Origin of the sequence: Xanthomarina spongicola (assembly GCF_003148645.1) — a bacterium.
GTDB lineage: Bacteria > Bacteroidota > Bacteroidia > Flavobacteriales > Flavobacteriaceae > Xanthomarina > Xanthomarina spongicola.
The window spans coordinates 17,506-40,512 of record NZ_QGGP01000001.1; the positions used below are offsets into that span (position 1 = coordinate 17,506).

At 30.5% G+C, this 23,007-nt stretch carries 20 protein-coding genes; 6 read left to right on the top strand and 14 right to left on the bottom strand.

The genetic code is table 11. From position 1 onward, the window contains the following. Window positions 1–46: 46 nt before the first annotated feature. Both LX78_RS00055 and LX78_RS00060 read right to left on the bottom strand, forming a co-directional pair. Window positions 47–1,588: a glycine--tRNA ligase gene (locus LX78_RS00055; RefSeq protein ID WP_109680606.1), complete on the bottom strand. Its 1,542-nt coding sequence runs from the start codon at window positions 1,586–1,588 to the stop codon at window positions 47–49. A 63-nt stretch (window positions 1,589–1,651) separates the two neighbouring features. Continuing rightward, window positions 1,652–2,536 carry a coiled-coil domain-containing protein gene (locus LX78_RS00060; protein WP_109680607.1) on the bottom strand — a complete coding sequence of 295 codons (885 nt, stop codon included), beginning with the start codon at window positions 2,534–2,536 and terminating at the stop codon, window positions 1,652–1,654. Between the two features lie 160 nt (window positions 2,537–2,696). On the opposite strand from LX78_RS00060, the gene LX78_RS00065 reads away from it, so the two are divergent. Both LX78_RS00065 and LX78_RS00070 read left to right on the top strand, forming a co-directional pair. Next, window positions 2,697–3,374: a ComF family protein gene (locus LX78_RS00065; protein ID WP_109680608.1), complete on the top strand. Its 678-nt coding sequence runs from the start codon at window positions 2,697–2,699 to the stop codon at window positions 3,372–3,374. Window positions 3,375–3,431: 57 nt separating this feature from the next. After that, the gene (locus LX78_RS00070; RefSeq protein ID WP_170109772.1) at window positions 3,432–5,039 is read left to right on the top strand and encodes an Ig-like domain-containing protein; all 1,608 of its coding nucleotides are present in this window, start codon (window positions 3,432–3,434) and stop codon (window positions 5,037–5,039) included. On the opposite strand, the gene LX78_RS00075 is transcribed toward LX78_RS00070, so the two are convergent. From LX78_RS00075 to LX78_RS00085, 3 genes are all read right to left on the bottom strand, one after another. Next, window positions 5,026–5,805: an amidohydrolase gene (locus tag LX78_RS00075; protein ID WP_109680609.1), complete on the bottom strand. Its 780-nt coding sequence runs from the start codon at window positions 5,803–5,805 to the stop codon at window positions 5,026–5,028. The genes LX78_RS00070 and LX78_RS00075 overlap by 14 nt on opposite strands. A 3-nt stretch (window positions 5,806–5,808) precedes the next feature. After that, complete coding sequence (locus tag LX78_RS00080; protein WP_109680610.1) at window positions 5,809–6,207, bottom strand: hypothetical protein; 399 nt, start codon at window positions 6,205–6,207, stop codon at window positions 5,809–5,811. A 71-nt stretch (window positions 6,208–6,278) separates the two neighbouring features. Beyond that, window positions 6,279–7,421 (bottom strand): methionine aminotransferase, encoded by a 1,143-nt coding sequence (locus LX78_RS00085; RefSeq protein WP_109680611.1) that lies wholly within the window; start codon window positions 7,419–7,421, stop codon window positions 6,279–6,281. Between the two features lie 97 nt (window positions 7,422–7,518). Between LX78_RS00085 and LX78_RS00090 the strand changes: the two genes are divergently transcribed. Next, window positions 7,519–9,606 (top strand): S46 family peptidase, encoded by a 2,088-nt coding sequence (locus LX78_RS00090; RefSeq protein ID WP_109680612.1) that lies wholly within the window; start codon window positions 7,519–7,521, stop codon window positions 9,604–9,606. Window positions 9,607–9,659: 53 nt separating this feature from the next. Here the strand turns inward: LX78_RS00090 and LX78_RS00095 are convergent, their stop codons facing one another. Then, on the bottom strand, window positions 9,660–10,355 hold the full coding sequence (locus LX78_RS00095; RefSeq protein ID WP_109680613.1) for a LytR/AlgR family response regulator transcription factor: 696 nt from the start codon (window positions 10,353–10,355) through the stop codon (window positions 9,660–9,662). Next, window positions 10,352–11,323, bottom strand: a complete 972-nt coding sequence (locus LX78_RS00100) for a sensor histidine kinase (RefSeq protein ID WP_245881449.1) — start codon at window positions 11,321–11,323, stop codon at window positions 10,352–10,354. The genes LX78_RS00095 and LX78_RS00100 overlap by 4 nt, the downstream gene beginning before the upstream one ends. Before the next feature lie 193 nt (window positions 11,324–11,516). Between LX78_RS00100 and LX78_RS00105 the strand changes: the two genes are divergently transcribed. Next, entirely contained in the window at window positions 11,517–12,410 is an 894-nt protein-coding gene (locus tag LX78_RS00105) for a thioredoxin family protein (RefSeq protein ID WP_109680615.1), read from the top strand. A gap of 135 nt (window positions 12,411–12,545) precedes the next feature. On the opposite strand, the gene LX78_RS00110 is transcribed toward LX78_RS00105, so the two are convergent. From LX78_RS00110 to LX78_RS00135, 6 genes are all read right to left on the bottom strand, one after another. Continuing rightward, the gene (locus tag LX78_RS00110; protein ID WP_109680616.1) at window positions 12,546–13,151 is read right to left on the bottom strand and encodes a hypothetical protein; all 606 of its coding nucleotides are present in this window, start codon (window positions 13,149–13,151) and stop codon (window positions 12,546–12,548) included. Between the two features lie 69 nt (window positions 13,152–13,220). Beyond that, window positions 13,221–14,990: a MutS-related protein gene (locus LX78_RS00115; RefSeq protein WP_109680617.1), complete on the bottom strand. Its 1,770-nt coding sequence runs from the start codon at window positions 14,988–14,990 to the stop codon at window positions 13,221–13,223. A gap of 99 nt (window positions 14,991–15,089) precedes the next feature. Next, entirely contained in the window at window positions 15,090–15,836 is a 747-nt protein-coding gene (locus tag LX78_RS00120) for a succinate dehydrogenase/fumarate reductase iron-sulfur subunit (RefSeq protein ID WP_109680618.1), read from the bottom strand. Window positions 15,837–15,877: 41 nt separating this feature from the next. Beyond that, entirely contained in the window at window positions 15,878–16,240 is a 363-nt protein-coding gene (locus LX78_RS00125) for a four helix bundle protein (protein WP_109680619.1), read from the bottom strand. 31 nt (window positions 16,241–16,271) lie between these two features. Next, entirely contained in the window at window positions 16,272–18,284 is a 2,013-nt protein-coding gene (locus tag LX78_RS00130) for a fumarate reductase/succinate dehydrogenase flavoprotein subunit (RefSeq protein WP_109680620.1), read from the bottom strand. Window positions 18,285–18,296: 12 nt separating this feature from the next. Then, window positions 18,297–18,968 (bottom strand): succinate dehydrogenase cytochrome b subunit, encoded by a 672-nt coding sequence (locus LX78_RS00135; protein ID WP_109680621.1) that lies wholly within the window; start codon window positions 18,966–18,968, stop codon window positions 18,297–18,299. Window positions 18,969–19,241: 273 nt separating this feature from the next. Between LX78_RS00135 and LX78_RS00140 the strand changes: the two genes are divergently transcribed. Together LX78_RS00140 and LX78_RS00145 are read left to right on the top strand one after the other, a co-directional pair. Next, window positions 19,242–20,531, top strand: coding sequence for an aminopeptidase P family protein (locus LX78_RS00140; protein ID WP_109680622.1), 1,290 nt, complete (start codon window positions 19,242–19,244; stop codon window positions 20,529–20,531). Between the two features lie 117 nt (window positions 20,532–20,648). Then, a complete protein-coding gene (locus tag LX78_RS00145) occupies window positions 20,649–21,689 on the top strand; it encodes a DUF481 domain-containing protein (protein ID WP_146192532.1) in 1,041 nt (346 codons plus the stop codon). 11 nt (window positions 21,690–21,700) lie between these two features. Here the strand turns inward: LX78_RS00145 and brnQ are convergent, their stop codons facing one another. Then, a complete protein-coding gene (gene brnQ / locus LX78_RS00150) occupies window positions 21,701–22,981 on the bottom strand; it encodes a branched-chain amino acid transport system II carrier protein (RefSeq protein ID WP_109680624.1) in 1,281 nt (426 codons plus the stop codon). Between the last annotated feature and the right edge of the window lie 26 nt (window positions 22,982–23,007).

The following is a 23,007-nucleotide window of genomic DNA, read 5'->3' on the forward strand; positions in this document are numbered from 1 at the left end:
GCAGATAGACTCATGTTGCACTTCGACAAGCTTAGTGTGACATTTTTTATTTCATTTTCATCAACCAATGTTTCACATCAACCTCAGCTTTAATAATATCTTTTAAATCTGCAATTTTCACACGTTTTTGTTCCATAGTATCTCGATGACGAATAGTTACAGTGTTGTCTTCTAAAGTGTCGTGATCTACAGTAATACAAAATGGTGTTCCGTTAGCATCTTGACGTCTGTAACGTCTTCCAACAGCATCTTTTTCATCGTAATCTACATTGAAATCCCATTTTAAATCTTCTACAATCTGTTTTGCAATATCTGGTAAACCATCTTTTTTAACCAATGGTAAAATAGCAGCTTTTACTGGAGCTAAAACAGCTGGTAATTTTAAAACTGTTCTGGTAGTATTATTGTCTAATTCTTCTTCAACTAGAGCATTTGAAAATATTGCTAAGAACATTCTGTCCAAACCAATAGATGTTTCAAGCACATAAGGTGTATAGCTTGCGTTATCTTCGTGGTCGAAATATTGTAATTTTTTACCTGAGAATTCTTCGTGTTGTTTTAAATCGAAATCGGTTCTGGAATGAATACCTTCCAATTCTTTAAAACCAAATGGAAATTTAAACTCGATATCAGTTGCAGCATCTGCATAGTGAGCTAATTTTTCATGGTCATGAAAACGGTAATTTTCTTCACCTAAACCAAGAGATAAGTGCCATTTCATTCTAGTTTCTTTCCAATAGTCAAACCATTCTTTTTGTGTTCCAGGTTTGATAAAAAATTGCATTTCCATTTGTTCAAACTCGCGCATTCTAAAAATAAACTGTCTTGCTACTATTTCATTTCTAAAAGCTTTTCCTGTTTGAGCAATTCCGAAAGGAATTTTCATGCGTCCAGTTTTCTGAACGTTTAAAAAATTAACAAAAATACCTTGAGCTGTTTCTGGACGTAAATATAAATCCATAGCATGTTCTGCACTTGCACCAAGCTTGGTTCCAAACATTAAGTTAAATTGTTTAACGTCTGTCCAGTTTTTAGAACCAGTTAATGGGTCTGCTATTTCTAGTTCTTCAATAAGAGCTTTAACATCTGCTAAATCTTCAGCTCCTAAAGATTTTCCCATTCTGGTAAGAATGCTTTCTATTTTTTCTTGATAGCCTACAACACGAGGATTTGTAGAAACAAATTCAGCTTTATTAAAAGTATCACCAAAACGCTTTTCAGCTTTTGATACTTCTTTATCTATTTTAGTTTCAATTTTAGCACAATAGTCTTCAATTAAAACATCTGCTCTGTAACGTTTTTTGGAATCTTTATTATCAATCAATGGATCGTTAAAAGCATCGACATGTCCTGAGGCCTTCCAAATAGTAGGATGCATGAAAATTGCAGAGTCAATACCTACAATGTTATCATTCATTTGCACCATGGCTTTCCACCAATAGTCGCGTATGTTTTTCTTTAATTCTGCTCCATTTTGTGCGTAATCGTAAACTGCACTAAGTCCATCGTAGATTTCACTACTCTGGAACACGTAACCATACTCCTTTGCGTGAGAGATTACTTTTTTAAATTGATCGTCGTTTGCCATGCTGCAAAAATAAAAAACCGTTCCAACTAATGGAACGGTTTTTACAAAAATATAATTGGTTAGTTAATTAAGTTCTAATTCTGTATTTCCTATTGGCAAATTATCTTGATAAACAATAACATTATAGATGCCTTCTTTCATAGATTTTTTTGAGTCTACATTAATTTTTGTGCATACATCTATATTACTGTAATTATTATTTACAACTGTCATTCCACTGTAACTAAGAGATTCGTCTTTAAAATTAACATTACCTCTTTCTACAACTAATTGATTGTCTGGTCCAAAAATCTGTACATAAATATTTTTATTCCCAACTGGTGTATATTGATTACTTAAAAGTGTTAAACAAACTTCAATGTTGTCAAGTTTATTAATACGATTTGTTTTAATATCTGTTCTGGAATTTAAATTGTTTAATGCAATAGCACTAACATTTGTAGCAGATAGAGCAACCATTTCATCTATAGTGTGAGAAAGTCTTTTATTTTCTTTGACTAAACTAAGAAATTGAGATTGTTGCGAATTGAGTTTTTCAGAAATAGAAGTAATTTCTTCTTGTAATGACAAATTTTGTTTCTGAAAAAAATCTGTTTGAGCTAATAACTTTGCTCGCTCTCTTTTAAGAGTTACTATTTGATTTTTGTACTTAGAAATTAAAGTTACATCTGGTTTGGAATTTAATAAAGACTCTAAAGCAGCTTGTAATTCTGCTTTAGTGCTTGTTAATTCTAATTCAATGGTATTGTTGTCTATCTTTAAGTCATCATAACTCTTAATCATTTCATTCAATTCATTTTGAACAAGTAATGTTTCCTGTTCAATAAATTCTTGATGACTATTAAGAGAGTTATAATTTGAAAAGCTATAAGACCCTAGTACAACAATTGCAATTACCAATGTACCAATAATTAATCTGTAGTTAAATAATTGAGGGTTAACTATCATCTTAATTTTTATTTTACCTCACTAAACTATAAATAATGATTATGTTATTTTATTTTAATCGATGAAGTGATAAAAAAATTGTTGAAGTCCAAAATTGTTTCCTTAAAAACTGATTATTAGTTAATTTGTAATTAATATCTTTAGGTTAAATTCAAAAAAAATGCTTCAATCTATTCTTGATTTATTTTTTCCAAAAGTCTGTTTTGCATGCAATTTACAATTAGGAGATAACGAATCTTATGTTTGTACAAATTGCAGACATAAATTACCTGTAACAGATTACCATCTAGATTCAGATCAAACCGTTTTAAAAACTTTTTATGGTCGTGCAAAAGTTGAACACGCAACAGCTTTATTGCGTTTTGAAAAAAAAGGAATTACCCAGCAACTAATACATAATTTAAAATACAAAGGACATGAAGATGTTGGTTTATTTTTGGGCAAATGGCTTGGTGCAGAATTAAAAACTGTAAACGAATATAAAAGCATTAACATGGTAATTCCTGTACCTTTACACAAAAAGAAATTAAAGAAAAGAGGTTATAATCAAGTTGCGAAATTTGCCCAAGAAATTGCAAAGCAATTAGAGGTTGAATATGTAGACGATGTATTGATAAAAATAACCAATGTATCTTCTCAAGTCACTAAAAATAGATTTAACAGATGGGTTAATAACGAAGAATTATTTACTATCCAAAACAAAGAGAAAATTAATAATAAACATGTTTTACTTGTTGATGATATTATAACAACTGGCGCAACCATGGAAGCGTGTATAGCAGTACTAAATAAAGTAGATAATGTTAAAATTAGTGTAGCTTCTATGGCAATAGCTTAATGTTAGTTTCGTTAATGAGAATTAAATTGTTTCTTTGTACAACTTTAAAAAATAAAAATGAGTAAAGCTTTTTACAATTTCATATTTATAGTTATTATTTGTTTGTTTTTAGCTAATTGCGCCAATCGTGGAAGACCAAGTGGTGGAGATAAAGATGTAACTCCTCCAATGATTACTAAATCGGAACCTGAAAATTTTTCAACTAATTTTACTGGTAGGGAAATAAAAATAACATTCGACGAGTTTATTAAAATTAACAACATACAAAAGCAGTTAATTATTTCGCCTCCAATGGATCCTGCACCAGAAATAATGCCTCTTGGAAGTGCAAGTAAAACCATTACCATAAAAATTACAGATACTCTTGATGCAAATACAACTTATGCTTTTAATTTTGGAAATAGTATTGTTGATAACAACGAAAGTAATCCGTATCCTTATTATAGATATGTTTTTTCAACTGGAGACTATATAGATTCTCTTTCTGTAAAAGGACATATTATTGACGCTACACTACTTAAACCAGATGAATATGTTTCGGTTATGTTATACGAAATGGATTCAACTTATACAGATTCTACTGTTTATAAGAAAAAACCAAAATACATAACTAATACCCTAGATAGTACAACCACATTTTCTATAGATAATATTAAAGCAGGAAACTATATGCTTATTGCTTTAAAAGATGAAAACCAAGATAGCAAATACCAACAGAGAAGCGATAAAATTGGCTTTTTAAAAAACCCAATTACTGTCCCTACAGATTCACTTTATACCTTAAAATTATTTAAAGAAGAAGCAGATACTAAAATTGTAAATCCCAGACTAATTTCTGGCGAAAAAATTGCTTTTGGTTTTGAAGGAGATTATGAAAACATGAAGATTAAAATAACATCTGAAGTCCCTCAAGATTTTTCATATAGAGTAACCAAAGATGCTAAAACAGATTCTCTTAATTACTGGTACAACCCTCGTTTTAAGAACACAGACTCTTTGTTATTTCAGGTAACAAATAAAAATTACTATGAAGATTTTAAGGTTAGAATTAGCGAGCAACCAAGAGATTCTCTAATCATAAAAGGGAATCCAACAGGTACTATCAATTTTGAAGAAGACTTTATTATTTCAGCCAACATTCCTTTTGATAAAATTAGAAAAGGCAAAATCAACATACTTGATAAAGATTCGACAGATGTATCTTTTAAATCAAAATTAGATTCTTTAGCAAATACATATTCGTTAAGTTTTGAAAAAACTGAAAGCAATAAATATAGCGTTCAAATACTACCTGATGCATTTATTGATTTTTTTGGCAATAAAAACGACACCATAAATTACACTTTAAGCACTAAAACTTATGCAGATTATGGTAATATTAGAATTAATTTAAATAATGCAAAATACCCAGTGATTGTTCAATTAACAGATGATAAAGGAGAGGTGAAATTGGAACAATTTGTTTGGAAACATGAGCCTATCGATTTTAAATATATAACGCCAAATAAGTATTATATACGTGTAGTACATGATACTAATAAAAACAAAAAATTCGATTCTGGGAATTTTCTCAAAAAGCAGCAACCAGAAAAAATTAGTTATTTCCCTGAAATACAAGAAGTGCGTTCAAATTTCGATTATACGATTGATTTCATTCTATTGTAAATATATCTTTATCGTTTAGAAAGTTGAGTTTTTCTCTGTAGGTTTTTATATGATCTTTATTTAAAGTCACTATTTCAATATATTCTTGATTCTCTGGAATATTATCTAATTTCTCTCCTAAAACATCATAAACTGCTGAATGTCCAGAATACTCATGGTTATTTTCATCTTCTCCAACACGATTAACACCAATACAATAACTCATGTTTTCTATAGCTCTTGCTTTTAAAAGCGCATCCCAAGCTGCTATTCTAACTTTTGGCCAGTTGGCTACATAAATTAAAACATCATATTCTTCCACATTTCTTGCCCAAACAGGAAAGCGCAAATCGTAACAAATAAGTGGACAAATTCTCCAGCCTTTATAGCTTACCAAAAGTTTACTTTTTCCTGCTGTATAGACTTTGTCTTCGCCTGCAAGTGTAAATGTATGCTTCTTATCATAGGTTTCTATAATACCATTTGGATGCACAAATAATAGCCTATTATAAAAATTGCTATTTTCTGAAATAATAATACTTCCTATAATTGCTGTTTGCTTTTTTAAAGCCAATTCTTGCATCCAAACAACGGTTTCGCCAAACATAGTTTCTGCCACTTTCTCTGCTTTCATAGTAAAACCAGATGTAAACATTTCGGGAAGAATAATAATATCAACAGATTCTGAAATACTTTCAATTTTTTCTGTAAGATGTGTTCTGTTTTTTTGAGGATTCTCCCAAAACAATTCTGTTTGAATAAGTGCTATTTTAAGATATTCTTGCATATATTAAGCTTTTCTTAATTTTATTTCCGCCTTTTTTTTATCTGTATTTAATCGTTCTATTTTTTTAAGCCATTTTGATTCATCAAGAGGAGATAATTTTCCTTTATTCTTAAGTGCCTCATATTTGTTCTGAGTATTTTCTAGTTTTTTGTTGGACTTATTAAAAGCCTTTTGTGCCTGTTCTTTTTTTCTTAAAGCCTTTTCTGCTCTTTTTTGACTCTTTTCAGCTTTTTTTTGATTATTCTGGCTCTTTTTTAGCTCTTTTTTATGTTTTTCTGTAGCTTTTTCATTGTCTATAGATTTTAATAAAGTTGGCTCATGTAATTCTTTAATGCCTATTTCCTGAGCGTTAAAGTGATAGGTTAATCCCAACAAAATTAGAGTTAAAAATATTTTTTTCATTATATATAAGTTTATATTTATTTAAATATAAACATTCAAAAAGTAGGCCATAATAGACAAAAATCAATAATTTAAAGCCTATTTAAAACTATGGCTGCTTTCTTTAATGTGTCATCTGTTTTAGCAAAACAAAAACGAAGTACTTTATTATCTAATTGATTGTCATTAAACACAGAAAGTGGGATGGATGCCAAACCGTAATCAATCGTTAATTTCTTGGCATAATCTACATCGTATTCTTGAGTAATCTCAGAATAATTCAATACTTGAAAATAAGTTCCTTGAGATGGTTTAAATTTAAATCTAGAATCTTTAATTAGACTCAAAAACAAATCACGCTTTTCCTGAAAAAATTCAGATAATTCTAAATATGTATTCGGGTCCTGCATGTAATCTGCCAAGCCTTTCTGTACAGGATGGTTTACACTAAACACATTAAACTGATGTATTTTCCTGAACTCTTCCATCAACGCTTTCGGTCCACAACAATAGCCTGTTTTCCAGCCTGTGTTATGAAACGTTTTTCCAAAAGATGCTGTTATAAAACTTCTAGATTTTAAGTCTGGAAATAAACAAACGCTTTGGTGTTTTTCACCATCAAAAACAATATGTTCATAAACCTCATCACTTAGCACAATAATATTTGTGTTTTTTGTAAGCTCTTGAAGTTGCAACATATCTGCTTCACTAAAAATAGTGCCACTTGGATTATGTGGTGTGTTAACGATAATCATTTTAGTTTTTGCAGTAATTTTCTGCTTCACCTCATTCAAAATCACTTGATAATTAGGCGCTTCCAATTGAATTGAAACTGGTTTTCCTCCATTAATTCTTACAGATGGTTCATAACAATCGTAAGCTGGCTTAAAAATTATCACTTCATCATCTTGTCTTACAAAAGCCGAAATTACATCGTAAATCGCTTGGGTTGCTCCAGCTGTAATGGTGATTTCAGAATCCGGATGGTAAGAACTTCCGTAAAGCAGATCAAACTTTTTAGCAATAGCTTCACGCAATTCCATATTTCCAGGCATCAATGCATATTGATTATATCCAGAATTCATAGCCTTAGAAACCAAATCAATCAGTTTCTGATCGCTTTTAAAGTTTGGAAAACCTTGCGATAAATTTATAGCTTGATGTTTATTTGCTAAACCACTCATTACAGTAAAAATGGTAGTCTCGATATTTGGAAGTTTAGACAGATGCTTCATACCATAAAGATAGTTAGTTAGACTGATAAATTTAATTCATTTTAACATCTTTTATATCTTGGTTTTTTATCTTTGAAGGATTCTAAATTATCTCATTATGAAATTCATTAAAATTCTATTACTTTTTATTACGCTTCAAGTGTCTGCTCAACAAGGTGGCATGTGGATTCCTTCGTTATTAGAAGGCATGAACGAACAAGAAATGACAGATCTTGGAAGCAAACTTACAGCCAAAGATATTTACGATGTAAACAACTCTAGTTTAAAAGATGCTATTGGGCATTTTAATGGTGGTTGTACAAGTGAAGTTATTTCTCCTAAAGGATTAATTCTTACCAATCATCATTGTGGTTATAGTCAGATTCAATCGCATTCTTCTTTAGAAAACGATTATTTAAAAGATGGTTTCTGGGCTATGAGTTTAGAAGAAGAACTTCCAAATCCAGGATTATTTATAGAATTTATTGTTAGAATTGAAGATGTAACAACTCAAGTTTTAAATGGTGTTACTGAAGAAATGACTGAAAAAGAAAAACAGTCTACCATTTCTAAAAACTCAAATGCTTTTGAAGCTGAAGTGAAAAAAGAAGCTTGGCAAGACACTAAAATCAAATCGTTTTATAAAGGCAATCAATACTTTTTATTTGTTACAGAACGCTTTAATGATATTCGTTTGGTTGGTGCTCCACCATCAAGTATTGGGAAATTTGGGTCTGATACAGACAATTGGGTTTTTCCAAGGCATACTGGAGATTTTTCTATGTTTAGAATTTATGCAGATAAAGATAATCGTCCAGCAGAATACAGTACAGACAATGTACCATACAAACCAAAGCATTTTTTACCAATTTCTTTAGATGGTGTTGAAGAAGGAGATTTTACTATGGTTTTTGGTTTCCCTGGAACAACTGATGAATATTTGCCAGCTGTTGCAATAGAGCATATTACTAAAGAATACAACCCAAGTAATATTGCCATTCGTGAGGCTGCTTTAGAAGTAATCGATAAAAACATGAAAGCTAGCGATGATATTAGAATTAAGTATGCTTCTAAACAAGCAAGAATTGCGAATGCTTGGAAAAAATGGATTGGCGAAAATTTAGGTATTGAAAAAAGTAATGCTGTTGAAGAAAGACGTGCTTTTGAAGCCACTTTTACAAAAGCATTAAAAGAAAAAGGCTTGGAAGAAAAGTATGGAAATATCCTCCCTCAATTTGATGTTTTATATGAAAAATTTGCAGACATTAATATAAAACGAAGAAGTTTTATTGAAGTCTTTATTGTTACTAATGAATTAATGAATATGACTTTTAGAGCAAATCAATTTGAGCAAGCTGTTACACAAAATCCAGAAGCATTCGATAAAGCAAAAGAATCAATAGAATCTACATTAACAGGTGTTCATAAAAATTATAACGCAAAAGTAGATAAAGGAGTTTTTGTTAATGTGATGCCTTTTTATACAGATAATGTGGATGCAACTATTTATGATAAAACGGCTTTTGTAAATTTAGATGCTGCTTTAAAATTATTTGATGGTTCTGCTGAAGAAGTGCTTAAAAACTTAAATAACGATGCAGCTTATGCTTATGCAAAACCAATGATTGATAATTTTTATAATGTTATTAATCCAGAATTTCAGGTAGAAAACGAATTGATTACTGCCTTAGAAACAGAATATATGACAGCACTAATGATAGCTTTACCTGATGCTAGATATTTTCCAGATGCCAACAGCACATTACGTGTTACTTATGGTCAAGTTAGAGGTTATTCTCCTAAAGATGCCGTTTACTATATGCCAGTAAGTTATTTAGATGGTGTTATTGAAAAATATGTTCCTGGAGATTATGAATTTGATGTGCCACAAAAACTCATTGACTTATATGAAGCTAAAGATTACGGACAATATGCAGATACTAATGGAAAAGTACCAGTATGCTTTTTAGGTACAAACCATACAACTGGAGGAAATTCTGGAAGTCCTGCTATTGATGCTCATGGTAATTTAGTTGGTCTGAATTTCGATAGAGTTTGGGAAGGAACTATGAGTGATATGAACTACGATCCTGAAATTTGTAGAAATATTATGGTCGATTTACGCTATGTGCTATTTATTGTAGATAAATACGCTGGAGCAAAACACTTAATTGACGAAATGAAATTGGTTCATCCTAAGAAATAATTAACATTCTTAATTATAAATAAAAACCTCATTGTATAATTACAATGAGGTTTTTATTTAATATTTAATTGCTTTAATAATTCTTGTTTATAGGTTCTACCAATTGGAATCCGAGTTCCCTTTACATAAATCTCATTACCTGAAATTTTTTCGACAAATACTCTGTTTATTATAAACGATTTATGCACTTGTATAAATTGGTTTTTTGGTAATTTTTCAGACCAATTTTTTAAAGAGTCGATATAAGATAATTTTTTCTTGTCTGTAATTACTGTAATGTAATTTCTACTTGATTCTATATAAAGTATACTATTCGTTTCAATTTTATGAAGTGTTTTATCTACGTTTAAAAAGAAGAATTCTTCACCTTCTACTTTTAATTTCTTTTCTGGTTTTTCAGCACGCTCTTTAACTTTATTTATAGCTTTTAAAAAGCGATCGAAGGAAAAAGGTTTTACTAAATAATCTACAATAGTATCCAATTCAAAACTACATACTGCATAATCTGGATAAGCTGTTGTCATTATTATAGCAGGTGGATTTTTAATGGTTTTAATAAAGTCAATTCCAGAAATATCAGGGAGATTAATATCTAAAAAAACCACATCTACAGATTGCTCATTTAAAAAACCATTCGCTTCAATGGCTGCTTTAAAAACACCTTTTAATTCAAAATTAGGAAGCTTCTCAAGGTAGTTCTTTAGAATTTTTTGAGCAGGAATTTCATCTTCTATAATTATACAATTCATAGTAATTCCAATTTTAAATACACTTTAAAAATATCGTTCTTTTCAATTTTATATTCGTATTTATCTTTATAAATTAATTGTAAGCGTTTTTCTAAATTTTGCAAACCTATTTTAAAGGATTCAAGATTAGTTTCATTTCTATTGTATTCATTCTCACAAATACATTCCAGAACACCATTATCTTCATTTATTGCTATTTTAATATTGCTATTCATAATGCTGTGTTTAAAAGCATTTTCAATAATGGTGATTAAAAGAAGTGGCGCAATTTTATAATTGAATGACTTTATATTTTTTGTGTAAGTAATTGTCTTTACTCCTTCGGTTCGTAACTCCTGAAATTTTATATAATTATCAATAAACTGTATTTCTTTTTCTAATGAAATAGTTTCAGCATTACTTTCATATAACACATGTTTTAAATTATCTGATAACCTTAAAATAAGCTCTGGAGTTTCATTTGGCTTTTCCAATGCATACGAATAAATAGTATTCAAATTATTGAATAATACATGAGGGTTGATTTGCGATTTCAAGAACTTCAATTCCATTTCAAGATGTTCCTGCTTTACTTGTTCTACTTCATCTTGCTTATCTAAAAAACGATAAAGCATCCATATAAAAGAAAAGAATATTAATGGTACCAACGTTTGCCACAAATAGTCACTAAGACATTTCATAATAGAACAGCCACATTGTGCAAAAACATTACAATACAATTGTGTAGCAAAAAATGAAATAGCTGCAAACACAAAAACATACAAAATGTAAAGTCGTTTTTTTATAAAAAAAGGAAGCAGTAAAAAATTGTTAACATAGACAATAACTACCAAAATAGATACATATTGTAAAAATGGATTTTCTCGCCAATAGTATTGAGAAAACACAAATAATGACACAAATACAAATAGCATCCAAAACAGGATATGTACTAGAATTTGTGACGTATGTTTCTTTAAAGGTTTCAAGTTGAATTATCTTTTGTTGAAAGTAAATAGAATTATTTATTTCATCAAACTAAATGTACAAAAGTCAATATTAAAGCAACAAACAACCATTTATACCTTAAAATACTCCATTGGTGTATCTAAAGATGTTGAAAATACAGATTATTAGTTATCAATCTACAATCATAATATTTTTGAAGGAAACAGAACAATCATGAAACGAATATTACTTTTTTTAACCATTTTAATTAGCTCTCAATCTGCATACTCGCAAACTATAAATAATGTTATAAAAGATGATGAAGGCAAAGAAAAACTATTAGGAATTATTAATAAGATAGGATTGGAAACAGCACCTTTTAATACGTGGTTTGACCCAAATTATGATGATTACTTAGTGAATGATAAAATTATTAAAAAACTTAAGGATTCCCTAAATCAATATACCATTAAAGTGTTTTTAGGCACATGGTGTGGTGATAGTAAGAAAGAAGTGCCTCAATTTTACAGCATTTTAGATGCAACAAAATTTCCAGAAAGTCAGTTAGAAGTTATTGCTGTGGATAATACAGATGATGCCTATAAACAAGCTCCCAATCATGAAGAAAAAGGTTTGAATATTCATAGAGTTCCAACTTTTATATTTTACAAAAATGGAAAAGAAGTCAACCGAATTGTTGAACATCCTAATGAAACTTTAGAACGCGATATGCTTAAAATTGTTACAGATAATAAGTATTCACCTAATTATATGGCTGCTAATTATTTAAACTATTTGTTACAAGAAAAAACATTGGATAGTTTAAAGTTAGAAGAATCCACTCTTGTGCCTCGACTAGCAGAATTTGTAAAAGGAAGTAGAGAGCTAAACACTTTTGGATACTCTTTATTACGTTCTAATCAACTTGATAAAGCTTTATATGTTTTCGATTTAAACACGAAGATCTTTCCATATAAATACAATGTGTACGATAGCCTAGGTGAAGCTTATTATAAATCTGAAAATAACGCAGAAGCTCTAAAAAATTATTACAAAGTATTAAGTTTAAAGCCAGATGATAAAAATGCTGTTGAGATGATTGAAAAGATAAAGGGTGACGCCAAATAACTTCTCGATACAATTTTCTCATTCTTCGCAAATCACTCGAAGTGACTTTGTTAACCTTTCGTCAATTCGAGTGATTTTTTGGTTTTAAATAAAACCTAAAAATTTATCGAGAACTAATTGTAGTAAAATAAAAAGTTAAAATATAAACCCTAAACTTAAACCAGTTCCATTTGCTTTAATTACATAATCAGAAGTGCGAATACCTTCATTTGTTAAACTAACTGTTTTATGAGAATAGAATATGTCTGAAACGAGAAATAAATTTTCTCCAACATTAAATTTATATCCAAATCCTAGATTCAAAGCCATTCCTTTTCTAAATTCAGAACTATCTCCTCCAAGTCTTATATTGGGACCAACATCTAAATATACATAAATAGAATTTTCATCGTCTGAAATGTATGTTCTAATATCAAGAACAACAGGCAAGGTATTAAAATCAGGTTCATGATAACCATCAAGTCCAATTCCTATTCCTAGAGAAAAATGAGGCGAAATAAAATAACCGTTTATGGTTTGAATACCCCAAGCATGAGCTCCTCCTGTATCCAAATCAGAGAAAAAACCACCTTCTCCTTCAATAAAAATATCCTTTTTTAACTTTGTTATAACTGAAAAGCTAACCTTAGTAATGTTAAAATAACCTTTGTTTTTGTCAACGTCTTTTTTTGGATTTTCTGGTTCATTTTGACTAAAAGAGTAAAAAGAAAGAAATAATAGTAGGTATAAAGCTTTTTTCATTTTTAAATATTCTTTTTAAAATAAAATTTTTATTTTATTATCAGTATCAATTGCTATACCTAAAAGGTTTTAAACAATCTCCATCTTCTTCAACAAAAAGCTTGCATTCATATTTTGGCAAATACCATCTTTAAATTTGTAATCGAAGAAGAGTTCGTCGTTAATAATTTGAGCATCGAAATAATAGTTTTTAACTTCGTCTAACTCTTTGGAAATTTCACATAAACTTAAATCGTGAGTGGCAATGATTCCGGTGGCATTTCCAGCAACTAATTTTTCAACAAACTTACGTGAACCAATAGCTTTGTCTGTAGAGTTAGTGCCTTTTAAAATTTCGTCTAAAATGATAAAGTAAGGCTCTTTAGCAATTTCATCGACTATAAACTTCAGTCTGGTTAATTCAGAAAAGAAATATGAACTATCGTCTGTTAAAGAATCGCTAGTACGCATACTTGTAATTAATTTTACTGGAGCATATTTACTAGATTTTGCGCAAACTGGTAATCCAGAATTTGCCATAACAATATGCAGAGAAACGGTTCTTAAAAACGTGCTTTTTCCAGCCATATTAGCTCCTGTGACAATAAAAAATTCCTGATTATGGATTTCTAAATTACTATCAACTCGTTTGTTCTTGTCTAATAATGGATGCCCTAAATTTTTAGCTTCAATAACTGTTTTATTATTTACAATTTCTGGAAAAACATATTCTGGATGATTAAAGGCATAATTTCCTAAAGTGTTGTAGGCATCGAAAAATGAAACTACTTCAAACCAATGGTCAACAGTTGTTTTGTATTTAGAAATCCACTGTTCAATATTGTAAGCATTTTTTAAATCTGAAAGAAAAAATCCATTCCCAAAAATGGCCGAAATCATATTATTTCTGTTATCTAAAGCGTCTAGATATTTTGAAAATTGAGAAAATATTTCTGAGGCTTTTTTATGCTCTTGCTGAATATATGCTTGCTTATTTTTTAATAATTCTGAAAAGAATGTTTCGTTCTCAATCTGTTTAAGAAGTAAAGCATATTGCCTGAAGGTATCTCTTACTTTGTCTGTATTACTTGCTAGAACATTAATCTTTTTTAAATACAAGCCTGTAATAATTAAACCTAGAAGCAACCAATAGCCAACAAAGCCTAAATCGACAATTTTAAACATACCAAGTGTTATAATTATTATTGAAGCTAAAGAAAACACTCGTGGTATCCATAACATAAATTTTGGCAGAAAAGAGTTGTGATTATTTAACCAATCTATAATTTTTAAAGCTGGCGTTTCTGCTTCTATTAAAGTAGCAAATGCAGAAAATTGTTGTCTCCATTCTGGATTTTTAGATAGTTCTTTAATGGCATTTTGCTTTAATTCAATTTCTTCAATAGTATTTGCAGTTAAAGCTTTGGCTAAAGTTTCTGCACCTTCATTTATGGCTGTTCTATTTATAAATTGAAAGAAAGAACCTCTTCCAAATAAATCAATATCCAAACTGTAAAAATGATGTGGATCTAGAAATTTCTCTCCTGTATCTCTATGATGAAAATCTCCTGAAGCAATCTTAATCTCTTCTTCATTAATTAATACTAATGCCTTACTAACATTTCGTAAACGCTTAACGTCTGTATATTTTGACAATAGAAAAATGAATAACGCGACTCCAATAATTCCAATACCCAAAGCTACTTGCCAAATATTGAAAGTAACATAAATTCCTGCTGCAGTTATTAAAAACACTAACAATCTTAAACTACTCATTCCAATCAACTTCTTATTGAATTTCTTTAAGTTTTGTTGATGTTTTTCAAGTTGCTTTTTATAAAATGTACTCGGATTTTTCATAACTAAATTTGAACTGTAAAGAAACAAAAATCCCAAGACTTAGCTTGGGATTTAATTATTGAAATTGATTTATGAAATTCCTGCTTTCGCAAGAATTTGTTATCCTTTTAAACTTGCTTTTAAATACTCTCTATTCATTCGAGCAATATTTTCAAGTGAAATTCCTTTTGGACATTCCACCTCGCAAGCTCCAGTATTGGTACAGTTACCAAAACCCTCTTCGTCCATTTGTTTTACCATGTTTAACACACGATCTGTAGCTTCAATTTTTCCTTGAGGCAATAATGCAAACTGAGATACTTTAGCTGAAACAAATAACATGGCTGATGAGTTTTTACAACTCGCTACACAAGCTCCACATCCAATACATGTAGCAGAATCGAAAGCTGTATCAGCATCATGTTTATTAATTGGAATGGCATTTGCATCAATAGTATTTCCAGAGGTGTTTACCGATATAAAACCTCCAGCATGTTGAATTCTATCCATAGATGTTCTATCAACAATCAAATCTTTAATTACTGGAAAAGCTGCTGCTCTAAATGGTTCGATATAAATAGTATCTCCATCTTTAAACATACGCATGTGCAACTGACAGGTAGTAATCCCTCTGTCTGGACCATGAGCCTCACCATTAATATAAAGTGAACACATACCACAGATTCCTTCACGACAATCGTGATCGAAAGCTACTGGCTCCTCATCCTTATTAATTAAGTCTTCATTTAATACGTCTAGCATTTCAAGGAAAGACATATCTGGAGAGACATCGCTGACTTTATAATCAACTAAACCTCCTTTATCGTTAGCGTTTTTTTGACGCCATATTTTTAACGTTAAATTCATAACTATTTTAGTATTTAGTGATTAGCGAAATGCGAAGAGTATTACTCTTTCTCTTCAAGTTTTCTTATTAATGAGTTTAACATTTTGCTAATCTCTATTATTAAGCTTTCTACTTTTTCGCTATCATTTATATAGTTTAACTGCTTTGTTATTAATATTTGTGTTTCCAATTCATATAAAGAACCTCTTGAAATTCTTAAGAATTGAATATAATTTTTTCGTGATAATCTTCCCCAACCTTCAGCAATATTTGAAGGAATAGACACAGAACATCTTCTCATTTGACTTGTTAAACCAAATCTTTCATCTTCAGGAAATGTTTTAGTGAGATTATAAATCAGCGTTACAAGTGCCATGGCTTTTTGCCAAACCAATAACTCTTTGTATGATTTTATACTAGTCACTAATCCTCTTCGCTAATTCCTCTTCGCTAATTTACTTATACGAACGTTGTTTTAACTCAATATCTTTAAATTCTAATTCTTCTTTATGAAGCACAGCATCACTTGGTTCTCCTTTATATTCCCAAGCTGCTACATAAGCAAAATGTTCATCATCTCGTTTTGCTTCTCCTTTTTGTTCGCCATCTAATTCAACGGCATCTTCTCTAAAATGTCCTCCACAAGATTCTTCTCTGTGTAATGCATCTTTAGCAAATAATTCTCCTAATTCAAGGTAATCTGCTACACGACCTGCTTTTGCAAGTTCATCATTATATTCATCATTCGTTCCTGGCACTTTCACATCTTTCCAGAATTCAGCACGAAGTTCTTTTATTTCCTGAATCGCTTCAGTTAAACCTTGAACATTTCTAGCCATTCCAACTTTATTCCACATGATTTTACCAAGTTTTTTATGGAAATGGTCTACAGAATGTGTCCCTTTATTATTGATTAAATGGTTGATTTGATCTCTCACATTTTTTTCAGCTTCATCAAATTCTTTAGAGTCTGTTGGAATTTTTCCAGTTCTAATATCATCAGCAAGATAGTCTCCTATCGTGTAAGGCAATACAAAATAACCATCTGCCAAACCTTGCATTAAAGCCGAAGCTCCAAGTCTGTTTGCTCCATGGTCTGAAAAATTGGCTTCACCAATACAGTATAAACCAGGAACGGTTGTCATTAAATTGTAATCTACCCAAATTCCTCCCATGGTATAATGCACTGCAGGATATATCATCATTGGAGTATTATATGGATCTTGATCTACAATTTTTTCGTACATCTGGAATAAGTTTCCATATTTATTTTTAACTACTTCTTGTCCTAATTTCTTCACTAAATCTGCATCATTAACATCTAAATGTCTAACGGTTGCTTGCTCTTTTCCATAACGTTGAATGGCAGAAGCAAAATCTAAAAATACAGCTTCACCTGTTGCATTAACTCCAAAACCTGCATCACAACGTTCTTTAGCAGCACGAGAAGCTACATCACGAGGTACCAAGTTTCCAAAAGCTGGATAACGACGCTCTAAATAATAATCTCTGTCTTCTTCTTTTAAATCTTTTGGCATTAGTGTTCTGTTTCGAATAGCCTCAACATCTTTCATGTGTTTTGGAACCCAGATACGTCCATCGTTTCTTAAAGATTCCGACATCAATGTTAGTTTAGACTGATGATCTCCAGAAACAGGTATGCAAGTTGGATGTATTTGCGTGTAACATGGATTTGCAAAATAAGCACCACGTTTGTGTGCTTTCCAAGCTGCAGTTACGTTACTTCCCATAGCATTTGTAGAAAGGAAAAACACATTTCCATAACCACCTGTTCCAAGAACAACAGCATGAGCTGAATGTCTTTCAATTTCACCAGTAATTAAGTTACGTGTAATAATACCACGAGCTTTTCCGTTTACAACAACCACATCTAACATTTCGTGACGGTTATACATTTTAATTTTACCACGACCTATTTGACGGTTCATGGCAGAATAAGCGCCTAATAATAATTGTTGACCTGTTTGTCCAGCAGCATAAAATGTTCTGGAAACCAAAACACCACCAAACGATCGGTTATCTAATAAGCCACCATATTCACGAGCAAAAGGAACTCCTTGAGCCACGCATTGGTCGATAATATTTGCTGAAACTTCAGCTAGACGATACACATTTGCTTCACGAGAACGGTAATCTCCACCTTTTACAGTATCATAAAACAATCTGTAAGTAGAGTCACCATCACCTTGATAATTTTTTGCTGCATTAATTCCTCCTTGTGCTGCAATAGAATGCGCACGTCTTGGAGAATCTTGAAAACAAAATGCTTTTACATTATAACCTAGTTCTGCTAAAGTAGCAGCTGCAGAACCACCAGCTAAACCTGTTCCAACAACAATAACATCTATGTTACGCTTGTTTGCAGGATTTACTAGGTTGATATGATTTTTATAATTTGTCCATTTGTCTGCAATTGGACCTTTTGGTATTTTAGAATCTAAAGCCATATTAGATATTTTTTAGTGATTAAAATGATGAACTAACGCAATAACGATAAATCCTAATGGAATAAGAATAGCATAAGCCTTTCCAAAACCTTTTAATCCTTTTGTGTATTTGTTATTTGCTCCAACAGATTGGAAAGCAGAATTAAAACCATGTAATAAATGAAGTGCTAAAAACACAAAACCTACACAATATAAAGCCACACGCCAGATTGGAATGAATTTTTCTTGCAATTCGTGGAAATATCTAAACTCTCCATTATGCATTCCAGACATGTCACCTATAATATATTTTGTATTAATTTCCGGAATCCAGAAATCTATAAAGTGAATAATTAAAAAGATAAAAATAAAAAGCCCACTATAAATCATGTTTCTACTCATCCAACTAGAATTAGCAGCACCATTATTTTTAGCATATTTAACATTTCGTGCTTTTTTGTTTTTAATTTCTAATACAAAACCCATGATAAAGTGAAAAATAACACCAAAAATTAAAATAGGTTGTATTACATATTGTATCAACCAAAAAGTTCCCATAAAGTGTGAGATCTCATTAAAAGTGTCAGCACTTATAATTGAGGTTAAGTTAATTACAAAATGTTGTAGTAAAAAAATCATTAGGAAGAATGCCGAAAGTGCCATGGCAAATTTTCTTCCAATCGAAGAATTCAAAATTCCGCTCATTGTTGAAGTTTAATTTATATCAAACAAATATACGCTTCCAATCAGTTTTAGACAAAAGCGAAGCACTTTAATATAAGTATTTAGAATGATTTTAAACAGAAACACAATTAGTAACTCATAATTTAATGATCTAAAAGAAAAAAAACCTCTTTGACTTCGTTAAATATATAATAAAGTGAAGCGCCTTTTTTATTTGCCAAAAGTAAATACGTATTTTTGATAAAATAATTAATGAAATTTCCGTCTTGAAGGAAATGAAAAAATAAATTTTTTATGAAATACAATTTAATAAACAACAAACTCTTTATAAAAAACCGTAGAAATTTTACAGCTAAAATGAAATCTAATAGCTTAGCTGTTTTTAATTCGAACGATATTTATCCTATAAGTGCAGATAGCACAATGCCTTTTGAACAACATCGCGATATTTTCTATTTAAGTGGTGTGGACCAAGAAGAAAGTGTATTAGTTTTATTTCCAGATTGCCCTAAAGAGAGTCATAAAGAAATATTATTTTTAAAAGAAACGAACGATCATATTGCTGTTTGGGAAGGCGAAAAATTAACTAAAGAAGCTGCTTTATTAACTTCTGGAATTAAGACTGTATATTGGCTACAAGACCTTGAAAAAGTGATGTTTGAATTAATGACTCAAGCTGAAACGGTTTACATTAATACCAACGAGCATTACCGAGCAAATGTAGAGACAGAAACCAGAGAAGACCGTTTTACAAAATGGTTATTAGAAAAATATCCTGCTCATAGTGTTGCTAAAAGCAATCCTATATTACAACGTTTACGCTCTGTAAAAGACCCAATAGAATTAGACTTAATTCAACAAGCTTGTGATATTACTGAAAAGGGTTTTAGACGCGTTTTAAATTTTGTGAAACCTAATGTTTGGGAATACGAGATTGAAGCTGAGTTTATACATGAGTTTTTAAGAAATCGTTCAAAAAAATTCTCCTACACGCCTATTATTGCATCTGGAAATAATGCCAATGTGTTACATTATATTGAAAACAATCAACAATGTAAAGCTGGAGATTTAATACTTATAGACGCTGGAGCAGAATATGCAAATTATTCTAGTGATATGTCTAGAACTATTCCTGTTTCTGGAAAGTTTACTAAGCGTCAGAAAGAGGTTTACAATGCTGTAAATCGTGTGAAAAATGATGCAACAAAATTACTAGTACCAGGTACTATTTGGGCAGATTACCATGTAGAAGTAGGGAAACTTATGACTTCAGAATTATTAGGCTTAAAATTACTTGACAAAGCTGATGTTAAGAACGAAAATCCAGATTGGCCAGCTTATAAAAAATACTTTATGCATGGAACATCTCATCATATGGGATTAGATACGCATGATTATGGAATTTTAACCGAACCAATGCAAGCCAATATGGTTTTTACTGTTGAGCCTGGAATTTATATTCCTGCTGAAGGTCTTGGAGTTCGACTAGAAGATGATGTAGTGATTCAAAAGAAAGGAGAACCAATAAATTTAATGAAAAACATTCCTATTGAAGTTGAAGAAATTGAAGACCTAATGAACTAGTATTAAATTTTATAATGAATTAAAAACCTCATAAGCTAAAAACTCATGAGGTTTTTATATTTTTACTCCTAATAATCAAAACTTAAAACTAAATTTACTCTTATAAAAATTCAAAACTTGAATAAAAACACACTTAATACATTTCTCTTTTTTATGTTTTTAGTCATTCCTTTTAAAAGTGTAATGGCTCAAAAAACAGATACAATTTATCACGTTAATAAGAATACTTTAACAGGTGACTTAAAAAACCTAGCCTATGGAGTTGTTACATGGAAAATGGATGGTATGGGAACTATAAGTCTTGAAGAGATAAAAGTAAATACTATAATTTCTAAAAAACAATTTGAGATTAAGTTAAAAAATGATGCTGTCTATTTTGGCTCATTAGAAGCATCCGATACTTTTAGAACAGTTTATATAGTAACTAAAAAAAACAAAATCCTAGTTAATATAAGCGATATTGTAGAAATCTATCCAATAAAAAATAGCTTTTGGTTAAAATTAAGTGGTAATTTTAGTCTAGGATTAAACTATACTAAAGGTAGTGATATAGCAACACTTTCATTTTCTGGAAATATGAATTACAGGAAAAAGAAAGCTTATTTTGAATTAGCTTGGGATCAAAACAACACCTATCAATCAGACACCTTAGGTTCTAGGAAAGCTGATATTTCTTTAGCTTGGCAACGCTTATTAAAAAATGGATGGTCTAGCCAAGTATCTACAGGATTTAGTCAAAACTCCGAGTTAGGTATTAAAGAAAGATGGGCATTGAATTTAATGGGAATTAAAGATTTGTCTTATAATAATTGGAACCGACTTTATGCAGGAGCTGGTTTAAATGTTACACACGAAATTCCCTATGGGAATATTACAGAACAAAATGATTTGGCTGGATTATTTCAAATGGTTTGGAAAGTTTATAAATATAAAGCACCTAAATTATGGGTGGATACTGATATTAGCTATTTACCATATTTTACAGATTCTGGAAGACATAGAGCTGTTTTTAATTTAAACCCTAAAATCAATCTTTTAAGTGATAATTTTAAAGTTGGTTTAAAATTTTACTACACTTACGATAGTAAACCACCTTCTGATGCTGCCTCTACAAACGATTATGGAATAAATTTACAACTCTCTTATTCTTTTCATTAACACTCAGAGGTTCAAATATTCTTTTTCATATTGAATGCATAAAAATTAACAAAAATAAAAGAAATAAACGCCGGAATTAACCAACCTAAACTGTAATTGGCTAAAGGGATAATATCTATTATTGATTGAATTTTCTCTTCAGGAATTAAGAACTTTAAAAAGTCTGGAATACTAAATATAAAAGTAATAAGCACTACAACTCTAAACACTAAATTAGAAGCATATTTTTCTGGTATTACATTTAAGAGTATTAAAACTATGGTTATTGGGTAAATAAACATGAGTGCTGGCAATGCAATTTCTATAATAAAACCAACATTATAACTACCTACAAGCACTCCAATAATACAACTAAGTATTGCAGTAATTATATATGCAATTTGAGAGTTATTGAATAACACTTTCACATAATCACAAGTTCCTACAACAATTCCTACAGCTGTAGTGAAACATGCTAAAGCGACTAAAACGCTAAGTAACAATGTACCAAAGTGACCTAATGTAAAATTGCTTAACCCTGTTAAAACCTCTATTCTAGTAGCATCTTCAGAAAATTCTGATTGGAATAATGAGCCACACAAAATTAATCCTGCATAAATTACCAATAATCCTGCACCTGCAATCCAACCAGATTTTGATATTAATTCCTTTCTGTCATAATAAGTATTATTCCCTTTTAAATTTAAAGAAATAACAATTACTGCACCAACAACAACAGCTCCAATAGCATCAAAAGTTTGATAACCTTCTAAAATTCCATTCACTATAGGCGCCTCTAAAAAAGTATGACTAACAGCAACTGGTGAAGTAATTAATCCTATAAATATTATTGAAATTAATATGATACCAATTAATGGTGTTAAAAACTTACCTATTAAATCAATTATTTTAGAACGGTTTATTACAAACACAAACACTAAAGCAAAATAAATAGTACTTGTTAATAAAGTACTATTGTTGAAAAAAGGAGCAATTGCAATTTCGTGAGTAACAGATGCTGTTCTTGGAGCTGGTAATGAAATTGCAATTAAATAAACTAGAAAACAGTATATAGAACTAAACAAAGGAGATACTTTCTTACCAAAATCAAACATGGTTCCTTGAAGTTTTGCATGAGCCAATATCCCTAAAATTGGAATTAAAACAGCAGTAATTGCAAAACCAATTGTTACAATAAACCAATCATTTCCAGAAGTATAACCTAGAAATGGTGGAAGAATTAAATTCCCTGCTCCAAAAAATAATGAGAAAAGCGCAAACGATGTTATAAGAACTTCCTTTGTTTTATTCATAAACCTTTTAGTCTTTTTATCTTTGC